This is a genomic window from Paenibacillus gansuensis, from assembly GCF_042684925.1.
Taxonomy (GTDB): domain Bacteria; phylum Bacillota; class Bacilli; order Paenibacillales; family DY6; genus Paenibacillus_N; species Paenibacillus_N gansuensis.
Genome location: NZ_JBHUME010000008.1, coordinates 74,551 through 97,513 on the forward strand (window position 1 = coordinate 74,551; position 22,963 = coordinate 97,513).

Annotated in this window: 27 protein-coding genes and 1 other RNA gene; 11 read left to right on the top strand and 17 right to left on the bottom strand. The window is 48.0% G+C overall.

What is annotated here, in order from left to right:
• The first annotated feature begins 102 nt into the window (after positions 1 to 102).
• Positions 103 to 1,407: an MFS transporter gene (locus ACFSUF_RS12460; protein WP_377603238.1), complete on the top strand. Its 1,305-nt coding sequence runs from the start codon at positions 103 to 105 to the stop codon at positions 1,405 to 1,407.
• A gap of 36 nt (positions 1,408 to 1,443) precedes the next feature.
• Here ACFSUF_RS12460 and ACFSUF_RS12465 read toward each other — a convergent pair whose 3' ends face one another.
• Genes ACFSUF_RS12465 through ACFSUF_RS12475 form a run of 3 tightly spaced genes read right to left on the bottom strand, consistent with a single transcriptional unit; the run spans position 1,444 to position 4,659 of the window.
• Positions 1,444 to 2,178: an exonuclease domain-containing protein gene (locus ACFSUF_RS12465; RefSeq protein ID WP_377603239.1), complete on the bottom strand. Its 735-nt coding sequence runs from the start codon at positions 2,176 to 2,178 to the stop codon at positions 1,444 to 1,446.
• On the bottom strand, positions 2,175 to 3,263 hold the full coding sequence (locus ACFSUF_RS12470; RefSeq protein WP_377603240.1) for a DUF294 nucleotidyltransferase-like domain-containing protein: 1,089 nt from the start codon (positions 3,261 to 3,263) through the stop codon (positions 2,175 to 2,177). The genes ACFSUF_RS12465 and ACFSUF_RS12470 overlap by 4 nt, the downstream gene beginning before the upstream one ends.
• Positions 3,264 to 3,309: 46 nt before the next feature.
• A complete protein-coding gene (locus ACFSUF_RS12475; protein ID WP_377603241.1) occupies positions 3,310 to 4,659 on the bottom strand; it encodes an ammonium transporter in 1,350 nt (449 codons plus the stop codon).
• Between the two features lie 317 nt (positions 4,660 to 4,976).
• On the opposite strand from ACFSUF_RS12475, the gene ACFSUF_RS12480 reads away from it, so the two are divergent.
• Both ACFSUF_RS12480 and ACFSUF_RS12485 read left to right on the top strand, forming a co-directional pair.
• Positions 4,977 to 5,411: a MerR family transcriptional regulator gene (locus ACFSUF_RS12480; RefSeq protein WP_377603242.1), complete on the top strand. Its 435-nt coding sequence runs from the start codon at positions 4,977 to 4,979 to the stop codon at positions 5,409 to 5,411.
• Positions 5,412 to 5,471: 60 nt separating this feature from the next.
• Positions 5,472 to 6,170, top strand: a complete 699-nt coding sequence (locus ACFSUF_RS12485; protein ID WP_377603243.1) for a zinc metallopeptidase — start codon at positions 5,472 to 5,474, stop codon at positions 6,168 to 6,170.
• Between the two features lie 108 nt (positions 6,171 to 6,278).
• Here ACFSUF_RS12485 and ACFSUF_RS12490 read toward each other — a convergent pair whose 3' ends face one another.
• On the bottom strand, positions 6,279 to 7,184 hold the full coding sequence (locus tag ACFSUF_RS12490; protein WP_377603244.1) for a LysR family transcriptional regulator: 906 nt from the start codon (positions 7,182 to 7,184) through the stop codon (positions 6,279 to 6,281).
• A gap of 114 nt (positions 7,185 to 7,298) precedes the next feature.
• On the opposite strand from ACFSUF_RS12490, the gene tpx reads away from it, so the two are divergent.
• The gene (gene tpx, locus ACFSUF_RS12495; RefSeq protein WP_377603245.1) at positions 7,299 to 7,817 is read left to right on the top strand and encodes a thiol peroxidase; all 519 of its coding nucleotides are present in this window, start codon (positions 7,299 to 7,301) and stop codon (positions 7,815 to 7,817) included.
• A gap of 135 nt (positions 7,818 to 7,952) precedes the next feature.
• Here the strand turns inward: tpx and ACFSUF_RS12500 are convergent, their stop codons facing one another.
• The 3 genes from ACFSUF_RS12500 to ACFSUF_RS12510 form a co-directional block, all read right to left on the bottom strand.
• Complete coding sequence (locus ACFSUF_RS12500) at positions 7,953 to 8,342, bottom strand: DUF1499 domain-containing protein (RefSeq protein WP_377603246.1); 390 nt, start codon at positions 8,340 to 8,342, stop codon at positions 7,953 to 7,955.
• Between the two features lie 160 nt (positions 8,343 to 8,502).
• Positions 8,503 to 8,686, bottom strand: a non-coding RNA gene (gene ssrS / locus ACFSUF_RS12505) — 6S RNA.
• Between the two features lie 38 nt (positions 8,687 to 8,724).
• Positions 8,725 to 9,504, bottom strand: a complete 780-nt coding sequence (locus ACFSUF_RS12510; protein WP_377603869.1) for a YesL family protein — start codon at positions 9,502 to 9,504, stop codon at positions 8,725 to 8,727.
• A 188-nt stretch (positions 9,505 to 9,692) separates the two neighbouring features.
• Here ACFSUF_RS12510 and ACFSUF_RS12515 point away from each other — a divergent pair, with 188 nt between their 5' ends.
• Positions 9,693 to 9,788, top strand: coding sequence for a YjcZ family sporulation protein (locus tag ACFSUF_RS12515; RefSeq protein ID WP_377603247.1), 96 nt, complete (start codon positions 9,693 to 9,695; stop codon positions 9,786 to 9,788).
• 157 nt (positions 9,789 to 9,945) lie between these two features.
• On the opposite strand, the gene ACFSUF_RS12520 is transcribed toward ACFSUF_RS12515, so the two are convergent.
• Positions 9,946 to 11,505, bottom strand: a complete 1,560-nt coding sequence (locus ACFSUF_RS12520; RefSeq protein ID WP_377603248.1) for a DEAD/DEAH box helicase — start codon at positions 11,503 to 11,505, stop codon at positions 9,946 to 9,948.
• 350 nt (positions 11,506 to 11,855) lie between these two features.
• Here ACFSUF_RS12520 and ACFSUF_RS12525 point away from each other — a divergent pair, with 350 nt between their 5' ends.
• Both ACFSUF_RS12525 and ACFSUF_RS12530 read left to right on the top strand, forming a co-directional pair.
• Complete coding sequence (locus tag ACFSUF_RS12525; protein ID WP_377603249.1) at positions 11,856 to 12,671, top strand: YitT family protein; 816 nt, start codon at positions 11,856 to 11,858, stop codon at positions 12,669 to 12,671.
• A 170-nt stretch (positions 12,672 to 12,841) separates the two neighbouring features.
• Positions 12,842 to 13,045 carry a hypothetical protein gene (locus tag ACFSUF_RS12530; RefSeq protein WP_377603250.1) on the top strand — a complete coding sequence of 68 codons (204 nt, stop codon included), beginning with the start codon at positions 12,842 to 12,844 and terminating at the stop codon, positions 13,043 to 13,045.
• Positions 13,046 to 13,111: 66 nt separating this feature from the next.
• Here ACFSUF_RS12530 and ACFSUF_RS12535 read toward each other — a convergent pair whose 3' ends face one another.
• Complete coding sequence (locus tag ACFSUF_RS12535) at positions 13,112 to 14,269, bottom strand: MFS transporter (RefSeq protein ID WP_377603251.1); 1,158 nt, start codon at positions 14,267 to 14,269, stop codon at positions 13,112 to 13,114.
• Positions 14,270 to 14,441: 172 nt separating this feature from the next.
• Between ACFSUF_RS12535 and ACFSUF_RS12540 the strand changes: the two genes are divergently transcribed.
• Positions 14,442 to 15,596 (top strand): putative glycoside hydrolase, encoded by a 1,155-nt coding sequence (locus ACFSUF_RS12540; RefSeq protein ID WP_377603252.1) that lies wholly within the window; start codon positions 14,442 to 14,444, stop codon positions 15,594 to 15,596.
• A gap of 18 nt (positions 15,597 to 15,614) precedes the next feature.
• Positions 15,615 to 15,872, top strand: a complete 258-nt coding sequence (locus ACFSUF_RS12545) for a DUF2164 domain-containing protein (protein WP_377603253.1) — start codon at positions 15,615 to 15,617, stop codon at positions 15,870 to 15,872.
• Between the two features lie 78 nt (positions 15,873 to 15,950).
• Here ACFSUF_RS12545 and ACFSUF_RS12550 read toward each other — a convergent pair whose 3' ends face one another.
• From ACFSUF_RS12550 to ACFSUF_RS12570, 5 genes are all read right to left on the bottom strand, one after another.
• Positions 15,951 to 16,478: an NADPH-dependent FMN reductase gene (locus tag ACFSUF_RS12550; protein ID WP_377603254.1), complete on the bottom strand. Its 528-nt coding sequence runs from the start codon at positions 16,476 to 16,478 to the stop codon at positions 15,951 to 15,953.
• A gap of 93 nt (positions 16,479 to 16,571) precedes the next feature.
• Positions 16,572 to 16,778 (bottom strand): DUF3906 family protein, encoded by a 207-nt coding sequence (locus ACFSUF_RS12555; protein WP_377603255.1) that lies wholly within the window; start codon positions 16,776 to 16,778, stop codon positions 16,572 to 16,574.
• Between the two features lie 83 nt (positions 16,779 to 16,861).
• Positions 16,862 to 17,830, bottom strand: coding sequence for a 6-phosphofructokinase (pfkA, locus tag ACFSUF_RS12560; RefSeq protein WP_377603256.1), 969 nt, complete (start codon positions 17,828 to 17,830; stop codon positions 16,862 to 16,864).
• A gap of 52 nt (positions 17,831 to 17,882) precedes the next feature.
• On the bottom strand, positions 17,883 to 18,908 hold the full coding sequence (locus ACFSUF_RS12565; protein ID WP_377603872.1) for a tetraprenyl-beta-curcumene synthase family protein: 1,026 nt from the start codon (positions 18,906 to 18,908) through the stop codon (positions 17,883 to 17,885).
• Positions 18,909 to 19,024: 116 nt separating this feature from the next.
• A complete protein-coding gene (locus ACFSUF_RS12570) occupies positions 19,025 to 19,339 on the bottom strand; it encodes a hypothetical protein (RefSeq protein ID WP_377603257.1) in 315 nt (104 codons plus the stop codon).
• 164 nt (positions 19,340 to 19,503) lie between these two features.
• On the opposite strand from ACFSUF_RS12570, the gene ACFSUF_RS12575 reads away from it, so the two are divergent.
• Positions 19,504 to 20,151, top strand: coding sequence for a nitroreductase family protein (locus tag ACFSUF_RS12575; RefSeq protein WP_377603258.1), 648 nt, complete (start codon positions 19,504 to 19,506; stop codon positions 20,149 to 20,151).
• A gap of 57 nt (positions 20,152 to 20,208) precedes the next feature.
• On the opposite strand, the gene ACFSUF_RS12580 is transcribed toward ACFSUF_RS12575, so the two are convergent.
• The 3 genes from ACFSUF_RS12580 to ACFSUF_RS12590 all read right to left on the bottom strand — a co-directional run bounded on the left by ACFSUF_RS12580 (position 20,209) and on the right by ACFSUF_RS12590 (position 22,558).
• Entirely contained in the window at positions 20,209 to 21,315 is a 1,107-nt protein-coding gene (locus ACFSUF_RS12580; protein WP_377603875.1) for a toxic anion resistance protein, read from the bottom strand.
• A 207-nt stretch (positions 21,316 to 21,522) separates the two neighbouring features.
• Positions 21,523 to 21,720 (bottom strand): cold shock domain-containing protein, encoded by a 198-nt coding sequence (locus ACFSUF_RS12585; RefSeq protein ID WP_377603259.1) that lies wholly within the window; start codon positions 21,718 to 21,720, stop codon positions 21,523 to 21,525.
• A gap of 82 nt (positions 21,721 to 21,802) precedes the next feature.
• Positions 21,803 to 22,558, bottom strand: coding sequence for a class I SAM-dependent methyltransferase (locus ACFSUF_RS12590; protein WP_377603260.1), 756 nt, complete (start codon positions 22,556 to 22,558; stop codon positions 21,803 to 21,805).
• Positions 22,559 to 22,727: 169 nt separating this feature from the next.
• Here ACFSUF_RS12590 and ACFSUF_RS12595 point away from each other — a divergent pair, with 169 nt between their 5' ends.
• Positions 22,728 to 22,961, top strand: coding sequence for a hypothetical protein (locus tag ACFSUF_RS12595; RefSeq protein WP_377603261.1), 234 nt, complete (start codon positions 22,728 to 22,730; stop codon positions 22,959 to 22,961).
• Positions 22,962 to 22,963: the final 2 nt, after the last annotated feature.

Here is a 22,963-nt window from a genome sequence, read left to right on the forward strand (position 1 = left end):
CCACTACTCACCTTACTTAGACTGGCAGGTTTTGAAAGGTATGACTCCCCTATGTCCCGGGCATCTTATCGGTAACAATGATTAACGGAGGAGCCATTCCCTATGGAGCATACCAAGAATAAGAAGCTTTTGGACATCTCATTCGAAAGTGAAATGGACTTCCATGACGAAAAGGATGAGAAAAAGTCTTCCGGCAGCAAAGGAAAGTCTTCCGGTAAAGGACTTCTATGGCAATTTATCGCTATCGCCTCCATTCCTCTTGTTATGGTGCTTGGCAATTCCATGCTTGTGCCTATTTTGCCCGATTTGGAACGGGAGCTGGGGGTCAGCCAGTTTCAAAGCAGCCTGGTTATTACCTTATTTTCGGTGACGGCAGGACTGTTTATACCGATTGCAGGTTATTTGTCTGACAGGTTCAGCCGGAAAGCCGTCATTATCCCTTCCCTCATTGTTTATGGGGCGGCAGGAATCCTTGCAGGTTTCGGGGCGGTATGGAATTCCTACACCATCCTGATCATAGCGAGAGCGGTTCAAGGGTTGGGGGCGGCAGGCACGGCTCCGATTGCGATGGCGCTAGTCGGGGATCTATATAAAGGCGGTACGGAAAGTAAAGCACTGGGACTTACTGAAGCCTCTAACGGGACAGGGAAGGTTCTAAGTCCGATTATCGGTTCTCTGTTCGCCATGATTGTCTGGTACGCCCCATTTTTTGCCTTTCCGGTATTCTGTGTTCTTTCCCTTTTAGCCGTTATCTTTATCATTAAAGAACCGAAAAAAGAAAAACCGATGACCGGCCTGAAGAAATATTTGCATACGATCGGGGATATTTTTCAAAAGAATGGCAAATGGCTCGTCCCGTCCTTTTTCGCCGGTTCCCTCGCCTTGTTTATATTGTTTGGCGTGCTGTTTTACCTGTCGGATATTCTGGAAAAAGATCCTTACAACATTGACGGTGTCCTTAAAGGGGCGATTCTGGCGATCCCGCTTCTGGGTCTCGTGGTCACATCGTATACTACCGGAAGTATCATCAAAAAGAACGGCATACTGATGCGCAAGCTGATGAACATTGGCTTGGTAATCATGAGCGTGTCATTGGCTCTTACGATTTTCTTTCTGGACAGGATCTATATTTTCATTGGGCTCCTCACGTTAAGCAGTGTCGGCACAGGCCTGTTAGTTCCTTGTCTGAACACCATGATCACCGGCTCTGTGTCCAAAGGGGAACGCGGGATGATTACATCCCTTTACAGCTCTCTCCGCTTTCTCGGAGTGGCCGCCGGGCCTCCTTTATTCGGCTGGATGATGGAAAAATCACACAAGTTGATTTTTATCTCCGTATCCATCTTATCTGCCGTCACCCTGGCCTTGGTATTTTTTCTAATTAAGCCGGACAAAAAAGTAAGCTGACCGTTTCGGTCAGCTTTTGTCATGTGCGGTATATTATTAGTGCCTGCTTAAGTAAGCATACAAATCACCTAGTGTCGCCACTTGGCGAGATTCGATTTCTCCCATAAACTTCACCCATAACCGGGCTGTCATCAAGGCATCTTCCAAAGCTTGATGCCTTACCGTTACAGGTATCCGGTAGCTTTCAAGCAATTCGTCCAACCCGTAGGAAGGTCTCTTAGGATCCAGCCATTTGGCGATCATCATCGTATCGAGCAGCCTGTGGGTTAAGTTTACTTTCGAGGTTTTCCATAAGGCCGCATTGAGAAATTGTTTATCGTGACCGCTGGCATGGGCTACTAAGAGCCTTTTATCGATAAACTCCATGAAATTATGAAGGACCTCCATCAGTTCGGGAGCACTCTCCGCCATCTCATTCGTAATCCCCGTAAGTAACTCGATGTGTTCAGGCACTCTCCTTTTCGGGTTGACAAGGCTGTAAAACGTCTTATTCTCCTGAATTTGGCTTCCGAGTACAACCACCCCTCCGAAGGACAAAATTTCGTCGCCGCTGTTCGGATAAAATCCGGTTGTCTCCAGATCAAAAACGACAATTTCCAATTCTTTGAGCGGTAGGTCGTACAGTGAGTGTTTGCGCTGCTCTTTCATCATAGAGCGGATGAATGCCATCTGCTGCGCATTGCGGGGATTGTACATGGATGTTATTGCAGGTGTAAGGCCGCCCATTTTGTATAAGTTCCATAGCCCGCCTGTACGCTTGTCATTGCTCATCTGGACCCACCGCCCTTCGCGGCAAAGGCTGCTGCGGTTTTTTGAACTGTGCGCTGTAACCCTTTGCCGTCCCGGAGCGAAGAACGCAGCCGTTCCGTCACCTCTTTAGTCAACAGCTTAACCTTCAGCTTTCCGCTTGTTGTAAACATCCCTGATTCAAGCTTATGGGACGCCGTTGATCTCAGCATCATAATAAATACGAAGGACTCTGCCCAGCGCTCCAGAGTTTCCGCCTGCAGGCTGCCTTTGCGCTTTAACTCCGCGAGCCTGGCTAATGTGGATGTCTCGGTGATACCTGAACAGACAGATAACAGCCTGATCCCGTTGACAAAAGGAATGTAAGCTCCATATTTAATATCGATGCTGCCGGCATCTTCACCGTATTGTTCCTTCAGAAAATTGCCGAATACACCAAGCAAAATTTTGTGCCGAAGCGTGTTGTTCAGCATAGATTCGGCAACCTGCGGTGTGTTCCTGAACGTTTCAGCATAAAATTGTGCGGCTTGTTCCGCAATTTCCGGATTGCCGTAAACGCATCGCGCATCCGCTACGATCAGCAAATGCCTGATCTGCTCCCAGGTGCCGGCTGTCATCCAGCTGTAAATCATTTGGTTCCACTCGGTGATGCTCTTGCGCCATTGTGCATTCATGGCAGTCACATTGCCCTCGCAAGGAGGATACCCCACTGTTTGGAGATTAAAGACGATCAGATCGGATAAAGCTTCAAAATAACTGGAGGCCGTTTCCGCAGTTTCAACGCTCGGATCAGCGTAGATTAAACCGTTGTCCTGATCACTCCATAACGTCTGCTCCCTCCTGCCTCCGCTGCCAAACAAGACGAACGCGTAGGAAACAGGAGGAGGACCCATCCCGTCGCCGGCCAAACGCTGCTCCGACAATTGAATAGTCCTCCTGATCAAGGCATCGTGTATCAAATTTATCTCTTGGACATAAGTTTCATTCTGAGATTCCGGAACCGGAGGACCACACCGTTCATGAAACTTATCACGAACGGCACGAAGCTCCTTGACATCCCTTGAGTGACGAATACTGTCCAGCACATGCGTTATGATCTCTGCTTGCATGGGCCTCCCCCCGCAATATGAAGCTATAATAGAGTGCTGCTTTCTATTATGCCGTAATCGTTCCTTCTTTCTTCATTTGTTCCGGATAACCGTATGCGCCATGTTCACTCAAATCCAGACCGATGATTTCTTCCTCTTCCGTTACGCGAAGGCCGTTCAGCGCCTTAATTACACCAAGAAGTACGAAGGACACTGCAAATGCGAAAGCACCGCAGGCAACAATACTTAATGCTTGAACACCCAACTGTTCAAAGCCGCCGCCGTACAACAATCCGGCTTTTCCGATACCTACCTTCTCCACCAGATCAGGTGTTGCAAAGAATCCATTCGCCAGCGTTCCCCAGATTCCTGCCGCTCCGTGGACGGAAAGCGCATAAATCGGATCGTCGACCTTGATTTTCTCAAAAAACTTGGTGCTTCCGAATACGAGCAGTCCGGCAACTAAACCAATCACAATGGCTGCCCAAGGATCTACATAGGCACAAGATGCAGTTATTGCTACCAGACCGGCAAGAGCGCCGTTCAGCATTGTAGAAATATCGGCCTTACCCATGACTACCCAGGAGATCAGCAGCGCGGCTACAGCGCCGCCTGCGGCGCCAAGCTGGGTATTAAATGCTACAAAACCGAAGAATCCGTCCCCAACGGACACCGTGGAACCTGCGTTGAATCCGAACCAGCCGACCCACAATAAAAGTACCGAGAGAGCTGTGTACACTTGGTTGTGTCCTAAAATTTCATTGGCAGAGCCGTCTCTGTTAAATTTGCCGATCCGAGGCTTGAGCAGGATCGTTGCAGCCAGAGCTGCAGCGGCCCCCGTCAAGTGAACGACAGTGGATCCTGCAAAGTCCTGGGCACCGTCCTTGGCAAGCCAGCCGTCCGCGTTCCAAATCCAGTGTGCAATCACAGGGTAAACTATAGAGGAGAACAGGATTGCAAAAATCAAATAAACCGACAGCTTCGCTCTTTCAGCGAATCCTCCCCAGGCAATGGAGAGAGAAACGCCTGCGAAAGCAAGTTGGAATAAGAAAAATACGGAGCTTCCATACATACCCTCAATAGTAAAAGAAGGATTAAAGAAGAAGTCCGCCAATCCCAAAATCGGGTTGCCGCCGCTGCCGAAGGCGATTCCATACCCTACCGCCCAGAAAATCAGGGAACATAGTCCAAACGTAAAGATCGTTTTACCTGCCACATGTCCTGCGTTCTTCATTCGGGTAGAACCGGTTTCCAATAGAATAAATCCGCCCTGCATCAAAATGACCAGAATAGCCCCAAGCATAACCCATACCGAATCCAGACCGATCGTCGTTGCCGGAGCAGGGTCTTCCGCGAATGCCAGCGTCGGGAACATAAGCAGCATTGCACCTAAAGCGATTAATGATTTCTTTACCATTTCAACCACTCCCCTTAAATAATGTCATATAATATAACATTACGTGATAAACTTAATGTCATTATAGTCTGTTATTCCTATTTTGACAATATATATTTGTGTAAATATTCATAAAAAACGTAGGTTACTTGTCTTCTTGTATAAGATAATTCGTTTTTCAGATGCACATGTCACTATAGTTAACGTACATTCGGCATAACTTCCCCGACTTAGGTCTGTTTCAAAGCATTACGTTTGACTGTATAGTTTAGATTGAAGTATCATTATTTTAGTTATGACGGGCATTTATCGCACAACAAGTAAAGAGGTGAGCTGAAGTGAGCCAATTATACCGGATCGGAGAACTCGCCCGACTCTCCGAAGTCAGCCAGAGAACGATCGATTACTACACGACACTGGGGCTTATCCAGCCGGAGAAACGTTCAGATAAGAACTACCGGCTTTACAGCGACGAGACACTGACTCGGCTAAAACGTATTGAGATGATGAAAAAAGAGAAGTATACGTTAGAAGAAATAAGAACTTCTTTGCGCAGTTGGAACAAAGTATCCAATGAAGAAGCGTTAGCGGAGAGGTTTACCGCTCTGCAGATGCATATGCAACAGCTGGAGCGTGAAGTCAAGGAACTTAGTCCGATCATCGAGAAGTTGAAACCAAATCAGCTTCAGAACGTATTTAAGAATTTAACACCGCAAAGCGCAGCCGTTATCGAGTCACTGCTGCTGCTTCTTGGCAAGGGGCCGCTGATGTAAGCTCTTATGACACAACTCCCCGGCCAGCGGGCATATTTCATTCAACGGAGGGAGAATTGTATGTTTTATCCATACGGGTTTCATTTTATGGACTTCTTCATTTTCGCCGCTTTCGGCTTATCGATTTGGGCCCAGTTTCGTGTGAAGGGCACCTTTAACAAATGGTCCCAGGTACCTGTCTCTACCGGTTTGACAGGCTACGAAGCAGCCAGAAGAATGCTGGATGCCAACGGACTCCGGGATGTACCGATTGAACCGGTGCGGGGAAGGCTTACTGATCACTACGATCCGATTCACCGCGTTGTCCGTCTATCCGAACCGGTCTATTATGAACAGTCCATTGCTGCGGTTTCCGTAGCCTGCCATGAGATCGGCCATGCCATTCAGCACAAGATGAGCTATCCTATGCTGACGCTGCGTCACAGGATGTTCCCGGCCGTGAGCTTCGCATCCGGGACGGCACCGTTTTTAATCATTGCCGGTCTTATTTTTCAACAGTTTAACTTCCTGCTTGGCCTGGGAATCATCTTCTTCTCGGCAGCCGTCCTGTTTCAAGTCGTTACGCTTCCCGTGGAGTTTAACGCCAGCAGCAGGGCCCGGAACCAGATGATCGCAGAAGGTTTCATCAGCAACGATGAAGAGCGGGGGGCAGCCAAGGTTCTGAATGCCGCCGCACTTACCTATGTTGCGGCAGCGTTGATCTCTGTCCTTGAGCTTCTGAAATATATCCTCATTTTCACAGGCCGGAACGAAGACTAAAAGGAAAAGGGGTTGAGCCCGAATGGCTCAACCCCTCTCTTATATAAGAAGATACTTCAACCGCTAAACGAAGCCGCTCATCCCCAGAGGTCTCGTGCAGCGGTTCTTTTATTTGCCTTTCCCGATGGAACCGGCAAAATAGCTCAGTAAAAATTTATAAAATACTTCCGCCACCAGCGGAAGCTCTTCATTGGAGCGCCGAATCAGCCCGATGGTCCGTGTTACATCCGGTTCACTTACTTTGACTTTCACCGGCTGAAGCAAGCTTGTCTCGAACAAAGCCATCCCGGGAAGCAGGCTTACGCCCATCCCCGCCGCCACCAGTCCGCGGATCGTATCCGTTTCTTCTCCTTCAAAACCGATCGACGGGGTGAATCCCGCTTTCAAACATGCATTCCAAACGATCGGCCTTAGAGAATACCCTTCTCTGAAGAGTACAAAGGACTCGTCCTTCAGCTCTGCCAGTTTAATGGACTCACAACCCGACAGCGGATGATTAGGCGGGAGAATGGCGTACAGCTCTTCTGTGAGCAACGGTTCGCTTATAACCTGATCGTGCTTCTCCGGACTTGGCGAAATAAAGGCCAAGTCCACTTCTCCTTCAGCCACATCCTTAATCAAAGAGTTATACATCCCCTGCTTGAACCGGAATTTAACATTCGGATGCTCTTTACGGAATTGGGAGACTACAGAAGGAATCAGTTGAATACCTAGGCTATGGGGGAAGCCTAGCCGGATTTCCCCAAGTTCGGGATCCAGAAACTCATGAACTTCATTTACAGCCCGATGTAAATCGCCCAGAATCGTTTCCACCCTGGCCAGAAACAGCTTCCCTACAGAAGTCAGCTGAAGGTTCCTTCCTTTCTGCAGAAACAAATTCACGCCCAGCTCCTCTTCCAGCTGATGAATCTGCCTGGAGACCGCCGATTGTGCCACATGCAGCTCTTCCGCCGCCTGTGTTACATGCTGCTTCCGCGCCACTTTTACAAAATACTGAAGCTGTCTTAACTCCACCTGAATCTCTCCGTTTCCGCATCAAGTTCCGCATTGGACAATGTTGAATTTAAACGTTTATAATGAGTACGTTGGTAAACTTAACCTTACCTAATTTAAAGGAGGAACATAATCATGTCCCAAGAACGTACTGGCGCAGCCACATTCAAGAGCAACCCGATCACCCTGATTGGTCCCGAAATCAAAGTAGGAGATAAAGCTCCTGATTTCCATGTCAACAAGAACCTGCTTGAGGAAGTAACGCTGGCTACATACGCTAACAAAATTAAACTGATCAGTGTTGTTCCTTCCCTGGATACCGGCGTATGCGATATGCAGACCCGCCGATTCAACGAAGAAGCGGCTAACTTGGGAGACAACGTAGTAGTTCTTACGATTTCCGTGGATCTGCCGTTTGCACAAGCCCGCTGGTGCGGAGCTGCCGGAGTGGACAAACTTGTAACTCTGTCCGACTACAAGACGAAATCCTTCGGTACGGCATATGGCGTACTGATCAAGGAATTCCAACTGGACATGAGGTCTATCTTCGTAGTGGATGCTAACGATGTTGTCCAATACGTAGAATACTTACCGGAAATGACAGAACACCCTAACTATGATCAAGCGATTGCCGCTGTGAAAGCACTGCTGTAATCCGGACATCTCATATCGCATAACCGCATGACAAAAGCGAGGAAGGACTCCCCTTCTCTCGCTTTTTGGGTTGCTGACCTATTTCATCGAAGCCAGGCATCTTAGTGCCTGTAGGATGCGGCTCACAGCCAGTCCTTATTCAGATGCTTTATAATCCTTTAATTTCCTGTCTAAAGCCGAATGGATGTCAAGAATGGTCCGGTAATTTGATCCCAAGTCCCCCAGCGAACCGCGGGAAGCGGAATAAACATCAATTGCCGACTTATTAGGGTTAATTTTCACAAGCGTCAAAGTAATGTCCTGAATCCGTCCCGTAAAGGTCTTCTTCTCCAGTACGATCTCTCCAACGCTCTTCACTTCGTGCAAAACTTTATATCCGGGCATCTTCTTAACGGCGGAAAGTACTTCCTCCCAGAAGTCGTCGGCTGCCATCCGGTAATATCTTGTCTTCAGCAGCGGATCCTTGGCTTTCTCTCCTGTCTGCTCATGGCTGCGGATTAATCCGGTTAATACTCTCTTTAACAAAAGTGTTGTACCCCCTATTCAAGTCCGTTGCTACTTTGTGTTATACACTATCTTACCATTGTTGTTCCTGAAAGATCAATAAGGGCCGTGAACTTGTCTGCTTTTGCAGGTTAATCCTTATAAACAAAAAAAGACCCGTAAAGGGTCTGTTTATGTAATAATGGGTCCCGCTTATGCCGTCCGGTTCCTGTGTTTCAGAACCCGCTCTCGCAGGTGGGTGTCCTCAGCAGCGTTTTTGAAGTCCCCGTTCGTGGGGCAGTTCAGCCGCGCTGTCTTATTGAACTCCCGTGAAACAGTCATTGGTTCAAAACAACTGAGAACCGTTACGTACATCGCAGGATGATGTTTCTTATTATAGTGATTTTGCCGGCCAAAGGCAAGTTTAAGAATTTTCCTTGGTTTCCACTGCTTCCGAAGCCTTTCGTTCCTCTTCTGCTGCTTCTTCCGCGGCAAGCGCCTCTTGTTCCAGCTTTAACTGGGATTTAGTGAAGATCCGGTGGAACTGAAAGAAGGACATATAGGCAATGATACTGCCCATAAAGAACGGAATGAGAAACGTGAACCGGAAGAAGCTGATGTAAAGAACGAACAGATTTACAACCAGTAGCAGAACTGTAGTAACAGGACGCCCGATCGTGATCAGCAGCGCATTCTTCAGCACCTGCAAAAACTTCATATGAAAATGTACCATCACGGAAAAGAAATGAAACATAGAAGCAAATAAGAAAGCGGACAAAGCAATAAACAGATAACCTACCAGCTGGAAGCTGCCGTTCTGCCCTTGATAAAAAACGAAGTTGACATAAAATACGACACTGATCAGCGTATAGACCAACCCGCCCAGAAAGCTTTGCTTGTAATTTTCTTTATATCCGCGGAAAAATGTCTTGAACAATGGCACATCTTCATCGCCTGTCACCCATTTGCGTGCCACTGTAAACATGGCCCCCGTAGCAGGGAAGAACGTCAAGGAGCCTACAATCCCGATCAGCAAATAACCGACTACAAGCCCGGACGTATCAGGAGCAGCGGCAAATCCTTGCAGGAAACCGATGACTACAAAAATAAACGGGACGGAACAGATGACCCAAAGCAAATTAATAACGGAAAGCCTCATGATCCACTCAGAGATCTTATAAAAGCCCCCCATCAAACCTCTCATTTCCACTGACGTTGCCTCCTCAAATCTATAGCGTTTACACAATTATAACCTAACTATAATATACATTCGACAAATTCTCCAGTGCCCATTTTCCCCTTGTCTGGGTAGACGTCTAATCGGTTCAGCTTTGCCGGCATATCTTATAATTGTTACCAGATATCCTATGATTACAAAGGAGGCACTCATATATGACAGCAGCAGGTTACGGCGGCTTCACTTCCACAGGAGCGATTCTGGTTCTATTCATTCTTTTGGTAATTATCAGCATGACTTTCATGTACTAATCCATCTTCAGAAGCAGTGAAAGTCAATATGACTATGAATCGAAAAAGAAAGACGAAGGACCCGGGTCCTTCGTCTTTTCGTTATTTCATTAGACTCTGTTCTGATATTTCTCCGGAATGAAACGATCTATCCGCCTAAAGGACGGCGTCAGCCGTTTCACCTTGTTTCTGCAAAATTGCTGCGGGGCTTGCGGGGACCATCGGATTTCGGACGGCTGTCTTTCGAATAGCTTCTGCCCGTTCCGCCGTCACGGCGTTCCCCTTCTTTCCAACCGCCTTCACGACGTCCGCCGGTGCGGGGGCCGGAACTTCTTTGTCCGCCGCCGGATCCGTAGGAGCTGCCGCCAAAGCGTCTGTTGCCGCCAAACTTGCTGTCGCCAAAGCGCTTCTTCTTCGCACGAAGCGGCTCTTCCGGCGTAAGCTCAACGTTCACATCTTTGCGTTCGCCTGTAAGAAGCTTCATAGCTGCAGCAAGCAGGTTCACGGAGTCATACTGTTCCAGCAATTGGATCGCAATGCCCTTAAACTCATTGGATTCCTCGTTGTTCAAAACCTCGATTAATTTCTCAGCCGTCAGCTTCTGTTTTCCTTCGATCGCTTCAGCTAAACTTGGCAAAGGCTTCTTCGTGATTTTGTGGCGCGTAATCTTTTCGATGAAATGCAGGTGATCGATCTCCCGCGGAGAAACGAACGTCCAGGCAGTACCCTCTCTCCCTGCACGGCCCGTACGACCGATCCGGTGAACATAGCTTTCCGGATCCTGCGGCAGGTCAAAGTTAATAACGTGAGACACACCGGAGACATCCAGACCGCGAGCTGCAACATCTGTCGCAACCAATACGTCAATACTGCCGTCGCGGAACTTGCGCATAACGGCATCACGCTGGTTCTGCGAAAGATCCCCGTGCAGGCCGTCAGCCGTGTAACCGCGCTTTTGCAGAGCTTCGGCCAACTCGTCAACCCGGCGCTTCGTCCGCCCGAAGATAATAGCCAATTCAGGAGCTTCCATGTCCAACAAACGGCTTAACGCATCGAATTTCTGGCGCTCGTGAATTTCCACATAAAATTGAGCAATCAAAGGCGCGCTGACTTGTTTCGGGATGACCGAAACATGCTCAGGGTTCTTCAGAAACTGATCCGCCAGCTTGCGGATGTTTGCAGGCATCGTTGCGGAGAACAACATCGTCTGGCGCTCTTCCGGAACCAGGCTCAGGATGGAAGTGATGTCTTCCATGAAGCCCATATCCAGCATTTCATCGGCTTCATCAAGGATAACCGTCTCAACGGAATCCAGCTTGATGGTCTTGCGGTTAATGTGGTCAAGCAAACGTCCCGGTGTTCCGATAATAACCTGCGGCTTCTTCTTCAGAGCGCGAATTTGTTTACCGATATCCTGTCCGCCGTAGATCGGAAGCGTACGGATTCCTTTGAACTTAGCCAGCTTCTCAATTTCTTCAGCAACCTGAATAGCCAATTCCCGCGTAGGCGCCATAATTAAAGCTACGATCTTGTCTTCGGAAGTTGAGATCTTGTTAATCAGCGGAATACCGAATGCTGCTGTCTTTCCCGTACCGGTTTGCGCTTGACCGATCAAGTCTCTTCCTGTAATTGCGACCGGAATGGACTTTGCTTGAATCGGTGTAGCTTCTTCAAAGCCCATTTCGCTGATGGATTGCATGACCTTTGGCTCCAGGCCAAGTTCACTAAATGTAATCAATAGATTTCAAACTCCTTTTCGTGAGGACGTACTCGTCCTTCTATGTCTGTACTCTTAAGTTCGACTCAGCACTTATTTTAGTATCCCTACGAACTTCATTTTTAACATGGCGGTCCGATTTCATTCCAGCCTTGAACCACCCAAAAAAACAAATTCCTCTGCCCGGAGGAAAAATTTAGCCGCCCTTAAGAATATCCAACATATTATATCACAATGTTCACCATGATTGCCAACTTTATGCGGGAAATAGGCAATCCTCATCAGAAAAGCTGTTTTCCTTCGTCCCTTTTGCCTATATAATGAATGATGTTGTCAGAACAAACCATACTACTTACTGAGGTGACTATCGTTTGAAACAGGTTTGGAACATACTGATTCTTGCCCTTGGGGCGGCTTTTATCGCTGCCGGGTTTAACCTATTCCTGATTCCGCTAAGCTTGCTCAGCGGGGGAATATCCGGTATCTCAATGCTTATCGGTTACTTTTTCGGCGGGAACATCGGTTTTATCTATTTGCTTCTGAATATACCTATCGCTATTTGGGGTTACTTCGTCCTTGGAAAGCGCTTTGTCGGCTACAGCGCAGTTTCCATTCTGGTTACGACCTGGTTCATGCAGATTTTGCCTACTTCCGGCGTTCCTTCCGATCAATTGCTGGGTGCCGTATTCGGCGGCGTATTAATCGGGATCGGCACAGGAATTTCTTTACGGGTTGGCGGATCCAGCGGCGGCTTTGATATCGTAGGGGCCATTTTCACCAGAAACCGGGATTTCCCCCTAGGTTCACTGCTGTTCGCGTTGAACGGCCTGGTAATCTTGGCGCTCGGGTTTAAAGAGAATTGGGATCTCGCGCTATTCTCTATGATTTCTATCTTTGTGACGGGAAAAATTATCGATATCATACATATTAAGCACGTTAAAGTTACCGCCATGATCGTTACCAGCCAGACCGATACCCTGCTCGATAAGCTGATGAAGCTTAATAGAGGGGTTACGATTATAAGAACCCGAGGGGGCTACACGCACTTGGACCGCGAAATGCTGATGACCGTCACGACCCGGTACGAATTAGTGGAACTTCAGAGGATCATTAAGGAAACCGATCCTAAGGCTTTTGTTAACATCGTTGAAACCGTTGCTGTATGGGGAGAATTCCGGCGTACCTAGAGCTCACCTTGTCCGGTTACACACCCATGTATTTATTGATCTAGATATGCTATAATGATTCCGAAAGTCCCGTTCCTCCGAAAATTTCATACAGTTCTGGTCGACCCCGGTTTACCTGGTTTCACGGAAAGGATGCTTTTTCTGATACGAATACAAATTCGATTGGAAGGGTGATTTTTGTGGAAATGGAAACAGTGAAGTTATCCAGTATTGTAGAGAAATTAACACCCGAGATGTATCCTTACTTGACGCAGGAGGAGCTCAATTCCTACATCGTTCTGCGGGATGGACTTGGGGTATTGCAGAAGCAGGATGCACTGGAGATTATCCAGTACAGTATTTGTGAACAACAGAAAGACGCCTTGATCCATTAAGGCGTCTTTTTTTATTTCGCTGTTCATGCCTTGGAATGAGAAGGATACTTAACAACTTGAAATTACTTACTCCTGAACACTTTGGTTGTACTTTGAAGCCCTAGTGTACAAAAACATCGCACAGGCGGCAGCGGCCAGGACAGCTCCAAATAAATACATGCCTGTTCCTCCATACTCTCCGCGAATCCAACCGCCTACAGAGCCGCCCGTGATGCCGGCAAGCCCCAGGAATACCGCAGCCAGAAAGGACTGCCCTGTTGACCGCAGATGCTCCGGAACAAGGCGAACCGCATAGCTGACGGCAGTGACCCAAAATACTCCGAATGTAAAAGCAGCGGTGCATTGAAGGAACATCAGTGCGGCCGGATCGGTCACATACGCATAAACGACCCAGCGTATCGCATAAAGACCAGCAGCAATGCCCAGAACAGCAAGCTCGTTTAACCTGTGCATGTACCTGCCGAGAATGGCGAACGCCGGAACTTCGCCGAAGGCAGCAATCGCCCAAGCCCAGCCTACCATCGTTTCCGAAGCGCCAAGCGAGCTTAGGTGAAGACCATATAAACTGTCATTCATCCGGTGAGGAATCATCAACAGGAATACCATCAGCAGGAAAATCAGAAAGCTGCGGTTGGAGAAAATCGACCGAACCGAACGGAGCGTGACCGGGCTTCCGGCAGCCGGAACGTCTTTCACCATAAATAAGAAGACAAACGCTGGAATCCATACAGCCCAGTAAATATATTTAATGTTTTGAATTCCGCCGATCTGGTCCAAAATATACGGGGAAAGGATGGCAACAGCCGTAAAGCCGATCGACCCCCACATACGTATAGAGCCGTAAGAAATGTTAGCTCTCACTGCAGAACTGATCGTCAGGCCGTCCAGCAGCGGCGAGGAAGGCATCATGAAGAAATAAAGCAGCAGTGAGCATACAAAAGAAACTGCAAAACTTTGAGCCGTAAATAAAACGATGCTTGATAACAGGGTAAAGCTCCATAGCAGAAATACAATTTTTTTTACCGTCTGCAGCCTGTCGCTTATATAACCCCACATCGGCTGGGCAAATACGGCGACGAACGGACCGATCATCATAAGAAGGCCTACTTGAAAGGAATCATAGCCCTGTTCGGCAAAATAAAGCGGCAAAAACGGAAGCAAGACCGCCTGCATCGCATAGTAACTGAAAATAAGTGCACGTAGCTTAACGATTTGATTATTCATCTCCGGGTCTCTTTTCTCTTTGTAGTAGTCCATTTCTATCGTTACATATGGTAACCCAGTTACCCGGAAAACACAAAAGGAATTTAAATTATTTCCCGGGCTATGACTCTGGATTAGAGTCCATTATAATGGGGTAAGAGGCAATAGGCTCAACTTGGGAGGAGTTTACATCATGGATTTTTTATTGGCAGCTATGTTATTACTTGGGAACCACGGAAATACCGAACACGACCTTACAACGGAAAAACTGCTGCTGGCATCCCTTCATCAGCAATCCGCTGCCCGCCCTGTTTCAGCTTCCGGAAGCACACAACCGACAGCGGTAAAAACAGATCCTCAGAAAGACGCTCCTGTCGTTAAGGGCGTCTATGCAACTGCCCACAGTGTGGCAGGCTCCAGAATGCAATCGCTACTGAAACTTCTGGACCAGACCGAACTGAATGCGATGGTCATCGATATTAAAGACGATTGGGGTTACGTTACATACAACAGCCAAAATCCGCAGATAACCGGCAAAGGCACTACCAAACCGATTATTAAGGATATTAAAAAACTGATGTCCACCCTAGAGCAGCACAAAATCTACCCGATCGCCCGGATTGTAGTCTTCAAAGATTCCGTATTGGCCAAACAGAAGCCGAACCTTTCCTTCGTAAAGAAAGACGGCACCGTCTGGAAGAACGGAAAAGGCGACAGCTTTGTGAACCCTTATGTAAAAGAAGTATGGGATTATAACATCGCCATTGCCAAGGAATCGGCCAAAGCAGGATTTAAAGAAATCCAGTTTGATTATGTCAGGTTTCCGGAAGGTTTTGAGAAAAAAGCGGACTCTTTAACCTTCTTTAAAGACCAGCGCAAACGTACCGAAGCAGTAGAGCAATTCGTTAAGTATGCCAGAGAGCAGCTTAATCCTCTGGGCGTAAGAGTGTCCGTCGATATATTCGGTTATGCCGCCTCTGTTCCGGCTGCGGAAGGCATCGGCCAAGATTTTCTGAAAATCTCCAAAAATGTGGACGTCATCTGCCCTATGATCTATCCTTCGCATTATACTGAGGGATGGTTTGGAGCGAAAGTACCGGATGCCGCACCCTACAAAACCATTGACGGCGCGACGAAAGATACCCATAAAAAGCTGGCCTCTATAGGTTCCATGAAGCCGGTAATCCGTCCTTGGATTCAGGATTTCACGGCCAGTTGGGTACCAGGGCATATCAAATACGGAAAAAAGGAAGTGGACGCGCAAATCAAAGCACTCCACGACAACGGTGTCGAAGAATTCCTGCTTTGGAATTCCGGCAACCGGTATACTGCAAATGCGGAATATTAAGAAACGCGAGGGCCTGAAATGAAAGGATTGAAGCTCCCAAAGGAACAAAAATTGCAACTCGTTATGAAGCTGCAAATCTATATGCAGGAACAATTGGACCAGGAGATTGGGGCATTACCTGCTGAACTGCTGCTTGACTTTGTTCTCCAAGAATGTGCACCACACGCATATAATCAGGCTATCGAGGATGCCGCTTCGCTCGTGACGGACCGCATGTCAGCAATGGAAGAAGATTTATTTGCCCTAAAACAGCAGATTAAACTGGCTCAAAGGTAAACCGCCGAGAATCTTACCTACGATAAGAGGCTGTCACCCCGGGATACTACATTCCGGGAAGACAGCCTCTTTCTATTGTTACAGTTTCTGAGCCATATTCAAAAAATACGTTACCGCGCGTAATACTCTTTGCTTCACTTTGTCATTAGCAGGCTCTCCATCCGGCCCGAACTCCTGGTCGGCTCCTCCGATGGAAATCCATTCCGGGCAGTTGATACCATGAAGATTACGAACGACCGCCTGAATTTGAAGCAGTGAGGATGTCCCTACGGCTCCGCCTGCAGAACTTACCGCGAGAACTGCTTTGCTGTCGAACTGCTCCGCGCTCACGAAATCAAGCGCATTCTTCAACACGCCAGTCATACCGCCGTGGTATTCAGGAGTTCCAAGCACGATTGCATCCGCCTCTTTCAACAGATTGCGAAGATGAATCACTTGTTCGTGATCCGATGGTTCATCATTACTGTAGAAAGGGACAGGAGTTGCTTGAAGATTGAACAGATCAGCCTCATGGCCATGATCGCGGATTGTTTGGGCAATAAATTGCATTAATTTCGCAGTGGAAGACTCTTTTCGGGCGGCGCCGGACAATAACGCTATTTTCATTTCATCACACTCCGGTATAAGATGATTGCTGTCTAACTTAATATACATAATAGTATGTAAAGTTTAATCAGTCAACCCTTATTCTGGAAATGTTTATTTTACGGTTTCAATGACATAACCGGAGCCTTTTTCGATCCGTTTCTTTTCAACAATAGCGACACTTTTCATTTCCGGTGTGGCAATATAATACTTCGCGGATACAGGCTCTATATAATCGAACGCCTTCTCATCATTCTCGGCGACCACGATGAGGTAAATCATCTGATCGGGTAACTCCACTTCCAATTTATACAAGTACATTATTCTTCCTCCTTTCCCCAAATGAAAAGCCCCGTCCCTTCTTCCGGAAGGAAGCAAGGTCCGGGACCGTTATCGTCCGTTTCTTATTGGGATAATCTCAAAGCCAGATCATACATTTCCCTGTTGAAAGGTTTCTTCGTGTTTACTACTTTATCGATATCCGTCGCTACCAATTCTCCATTGACAATGCCCAGCGCTTTGCCGGAATCGCCTGCCATTAGCTGGCGGACTGCGAAATCACCCAGGCGGCTGGCAAGAATCCGGTCGTTATGTGTTGGAGATCCACCGCGCTGAATGTGGCCAAGGACCGTCACACGTGGCTCAATGCCGTTACGCTCTGTAATTTGGCGGGAAATATCCTCACCGCTGCCTACGCCTTCAGCAACTACGATAATACTGTGGCGTTTCCCGTGCTGGAAGTTGTCGGACATGCGAGCCGCGACGTCATCCAAATCATAAGGAACTTCCGGCACCAAAATAGCTTCAGCCCCGCTTGCAAGCCCCGCAAACAAAGCGATGTCGCCGCAGTGGCGTCCCATTACTTCCACAACGGAAGAACGTTCATGGGATGTCATCGTATCGCGAAGCTTGTTGATCGCATCCACAACGATGCTCACTGCCGTATCGAAACCGATCGTGTAATCCGTGAACGGAATGTCGTTATCTATGGTTCCCGGCAGCCCCATTGTTCGGATTCCGAGCTTGGACAATTTATTTGCACCTTGGTAGGAACCGTCTCCGCCAATGACTACCAGCCCGTCGATTCCGCGTTTACGCAGGTTCTCCGCACCTAGCTGCTGCCCTTCCGGCGTCAAAAACTCTTTGCAGCGTGCCGTTTGCAAAATGGTTCCGCCGCGCTGAATAATATCACCAACACTGCGCAAATCCATCGGACGAATATCGTCCTTGATCAAACCTTGATATCCCCTTTGAACAGCGTAAACTTCCAAGCCGTGAAACAATGCGCTCCGCACTACTGCGCGTACCGCCGCGTTCATCCCTTGGGAGTCCCCCCCGCTGGTTAATACTGCTATTGATTTGACTGCTGCCATCTGATTTCCTCCTAGAAATAAAACTTAGCTTTCTCTATAGGTTGTTTCCGGTTTACCCTGTCTTTCGGATCCACATGCTGTTTACCCAGAAAAATAGCCTGGACATAGGACTGTTCTTCATCAGTTTGCGGGTTACGGCCTTTACTTCGGCTTGTCCGTTCACTTTGGGATCCGATAAATATAAGGCCAGTAAGCCTTCAATAATCATCCGGTGAAATGCCGGGCAATGCAGCCGGGTAATATCCTCTCGGGCTTGTTCCACGATAACGGCGATGCGTTCAGCCGTTGCTTCCCGGCTATCGTAGTAATTGCAGAAGTTCAGATCCCCTCCTGCAATATCCTCTTCCTGGTCAATTAGATAATCCAGAAGAATGTGGAGTCCGCATACATGCGGGAAGTAGGCACTACGGATATTTGCCGCTTTATCAGCTGTCATTCCTGGAACGGCCGCCTCCTGAAATAACGTAAACATCCCCAGCGTGGAACCCGTGGCGGCCGCGAACTCGTTCCAGCTTAACTGCGGATAATTATTACGGTGCCGCTCCCACCAGCGGAGCAGCTCTTCCTCCCGGAGATCATGCCGGATGTGCTTGTATACTTGAAGATCGCAGTAATAGCTCACCAATTCGATGACCTGTTCTTTAACGGCGGCATAGGAAGGGAGTTTAGCACAGCAGTCTCTGCAAGTCTGTACCAGTGCCCTTAGATAGCCCCCGTCATCCTTCTCGCTGCGGAATTCATAATAATCCTGCAATGGCAGTTCCGGTGTGACTGCATCCAGCATGGATTGATGCAGCCTGCGAAAATCGTCCGCGTCCAAGGATGTGCTCCGGTCGCACAGATTATCCAGATAATCGCTGATCGTCTGCAAAGCAACGATCAGCGGGATTAATACATGCCTCATGCCAAGGTTAGCCGCTGCATAAACCGCGCCCCCTTGGCAGTGGAATTCCTTATCTGCAATACTCGCCAGCGCCTGTCTCCTTAGTTCCTCGTCCGGAATTAGGCCCGCTTTGGCTCTCCAACCGTTCAGTTCCGTCCGGACCTCAGGAAGTATATATTTATAGACTCGGTACATTAAACGTATCGGGCCTTGGGGTACACTGTGATTAGTAGTTGTCTCCAACCTTCCGGCCTCCAAGTATGTCGTCCTGACTATTATATAATAGGATGGAGCCTACGTAAAATTCCAGTTTATCCGTGCATGCGGCTTTGGACTTCCTGATTCACCCTGTACCACAAATGAAGATCATTAATACGGCTCGCCAAGTCCGCTATTTCCCAATTCAACTCGCAGGACCGGGTAAAATCCGCCTCGTCATAAAGCTGGTTCTGTCTCGCAATGATACACTGTTCCAATTCCATAATACGGCTCGGTATACGCCCGCGGATATCCTCCCATTCAGCAAGTATGCTGTGGCGTTCCGTTTCGCTGTACTCTTCCCATTCCATATCTAATACGGGCAGACGGATTCCCATCCGCTCGTTCCAGATAAAACGGTAATTCATAGCTGAACCGCCTCTGATCCTTTAAGAATTCCATATGTTAATGTACCATCTTAAACGCTCTAAATCCAGCATTTTAGTCAACTCCTGCTTGGCATTCCATCCAAGGGGGGTTATAATTAGCATTAGCTATTAGTACCAAGTAATAAAACAAAGGACGGTACCTTATGGATTACTTAGAATTAAAGCAAGTGATACACGAACGCCGCAGTGTGCGCAAGTTTACAGACCAGGAAGTTACCGTAGAACAAATCCGTGAAATTATCGATTGTGCGCGCTACGCTCCGAGCGATACCAATTCCCAGACATGGGAGTTTATTGCGGTCGTCAACAAAGAGAAGATCAAGGAAATCGAAGCCATCACATGGGAGCAGCTCCATCTTCGCGCAGCACAAGCGGAAGAGAATGGACTGAACAAGGAAGCACGCCTGCTCACCAAATCGTTCGGACCTTATGCTACAGCCTTCTCCCAAGCGCCAGCTCTCATTATCTGTCTGGCCACTCCTTACCAGTCCAAGTTCCGGGAAAGAATTTTTGACCCGATTGCGCTGGTAGATAACGAAGTTTGGAGGGAAGAAGGCATCAAGAGTTCCTGCCTTGCAGCTCAGAATCTCATGTTGGCCGCCCACAGCATGGGACTCGGCACTTGCCCGATGACAGGACCTGTACTGCTTGCCGAACACCAGCTGAAAGAGTATTTGAATATTGGAGAAGACCGCCAGGTGAATATGGTGATCTCGCTAGGTTATCCGTCCGAAACACCGGGAAAGCTGCCGCGTAAAGAGATCGATGAGATCTTAACCGTAATCAATTAAATAGATGGCACCAAAAAAAGACAGCTCCCAGAGCTGTCTTTTCATGATTAACACGCGTTATTTCCCTGCCAGTTCCCCGATTTTATTCTTCAATTCAGCCTCAAGCCGGGCAATATCCGTTTCCGCCTGTTTCCGTTGGGCGCTTCCTTCCTTTTGAATCCGGATGGTGTCTTCCAAGGTGGCAATCAGGTTGGCATGCACTCGTTTCAGCGTATCCACCTCAACTACCCCCTTCTCATTTTCGCGGACGATGTCGGCATTGTTCGATTTCAACAGCTCCGAATTTTGTAGCAGCAGCTCATTGGTTGCGTTGGTAACCTCGCGCTGCAATTCAAGGGCTTTGCCCTGTCTGAAGAGCGAAACGGCTATTGCAATCTGATTTTTCCAAAGGGGAATGGTTGTCAATATCGAGCTTTGAATCTTCTCGGCAAGCATCTGGTTGTTATTCTGGATCAGCCGAAGCTGAGGAGCCGTCTGGATCGCGATGGTCCTGCTTACGATGAGTTCATGCACTTTTTTCTCAAATCTTCCCGTACATTGGATCATATCACTCAGTTCCTGAGCCTTTACCGGGTCTGTTGTATTCGACGCCTCCTGCTGCAGCTCCGGAATTACCCGCTCTTTCAGCTCCTGAAGCTTCAACTGGCCCGCCGCTATGTATAGTGCCAGCTGTTTGAAATGAGCCACGTTCTTCTTATAAAACGTATCCAGCATGACGTTATCCTTCATCAACTGCATCCTCGCCTCATCCAATCGGGCGGTGATCTCTTCCAATTGTACGCCTACCTTTTGATATTGGGCCAGCACCCTCTTTGCACGGTCGAATAAGGTACCGAAAACCGGCAGCTTGGAGGCAAATCCCTTCTTGGAAGATAATGTCTCTATGTTTACTTCTTTAATCTTCAGCATAAGTTCGGACAGCATTTGTCCGGCATATCCGCCGTCCTTAGTTCGGATATAGGAAAGAACCTGATCGGAAAAGGAGGAAATTTCCTCTTGCGTTTCATACCCGAAGACGGCCACAGACGCGCTGTCCATAATATCGAGATGGGCAGCAAGTGTCTGCGCCTGAGCGCGTTCTTCCTCCGTAAGGGTTTGCAGCCATGCCTGATCGTCTGCCGGCCGCGGTGCCCCCGTATGTTCTTTGGCGATATCGGAATCCATTGTCACGCTACATCCCTCCGTTCCCTGTGTAACCGTTAGTACGTTTTTGCGGCAAACAGGTTCCCTTTTCCATATCATGACGGATTTTGGAAGGATTGTAAACGATGGATATAAAGAAAAAGCAGCCCCTAGGGGCTGCTTCTCGTACACGATTTCAATGCTATGGCACTATTTATAAGTTAGAAAGTCTCCGATTGGAGCCTGATCTTATAATTTAGTTACGTTAGCTGCTTGAGGACCGCGGTTTCCTTCAGTGATTTCGAACTCAACTTCTTGACCTTCGTCAAGAGTCTTGAATCCTTCGCCTTGGATTGCGGAGAAGTGAACGAATACATCTTCGCCACCGTCAACAGAGATGAAACCGTAGCCTTTTTCTGCGTTAAACCATTTAACTGTACCTTTCAAGTGAACAACCTCCTAAAAATATCGTCTATAGACGAGTAACAAAATTATACTACAAGCCCGACGCCATATCAACCTGTATATTTCAAAACCGTTTTATTTTGGATATACAGAGATACTGATCAGACCCCGGAATAAAAGGCAAACGGGACATTCTTTGCTGAACGCTGACGCCGTCACGATTTACTTCCTGTAATACTATACCCAGATCAGGGTAAGGTTGAAACAATAAATTTACTAATGGATATATTTTTAAATCGCCGCCCCTCCGGCAAACCCTCAACAGCTCTTTCAGGGCCTGGCGGTGAAACTCCGCATCTAGCTGGGTACCGTATAAAAATAAAAAATGGCTGCACAGCACCAAATCGAAACTTTCATCTTCAAACGGCAGCGTCGGAAGCGAAGCCGCAATATAGCGGTCAGGCCGATGTTGAAAATCATCTGCAAACCGTTCTAAAGCAAGCTCCCTTCTATCCTTGTGCATGCTTGGATTCCCATAGAATGTCCAATCGAATTGGCCCGCCGTACGTTCAATTTTGGCAGTTGAGACTTTGATCTCCTCCCGGCCTCTTAGCACCAACTCCTGTGCCGTTCCGCCATACAGCGGGTCGGCCGCCACGCTGCGTACCCCTCTCTGACACGCTTCAGCCGTAAAGGAAGAGGCGCCAGCCGCTATGTCCAACACATCGGCGCCTTGCAACGCGCTTTCGTCGAGATCGAACATTCTCACATACTCATCATAAGATCTGCAGGTCATTGCGTATCCTGCCTGTTCGTACCCGATAGGTGATCCCATCATCTTGGATTGAGGTTCCAGTCCGTCTTCGTTCCTGTGATTCATCTCATCTCTCCTCTTCTATTCTCAGCTCGGCTCTCGTGATCCGCAAATAAGTTGCCACTTGCGGCTTCCCCTAATTTTACCACGGCTATTGCTTTCCGGCACCCCATCCGATATCATTTTTAGGAAAAGCTATCATTGTAGTAATTTGCAGCGAATGGAGTGACATCTTATGTTCAAAAAGCACCTTATTTATAAAAAAGATAACTGGAATATGCTGACCGTAGAGGTCCAGGGCAAAACGCTTATTCTCCGCGAAATCTCCGATCAATGGGGCGAAGAAGCCCACACGTTCATTTCCCGGCCCGAAATGATGCACTGGGCGAATAACCGGTTCAAGCGGGAACAGTTCGCAGGCAACGAAGAGGAATACGAAGCCATTATGGCGGCGTTTAAGGAAGTTTAACC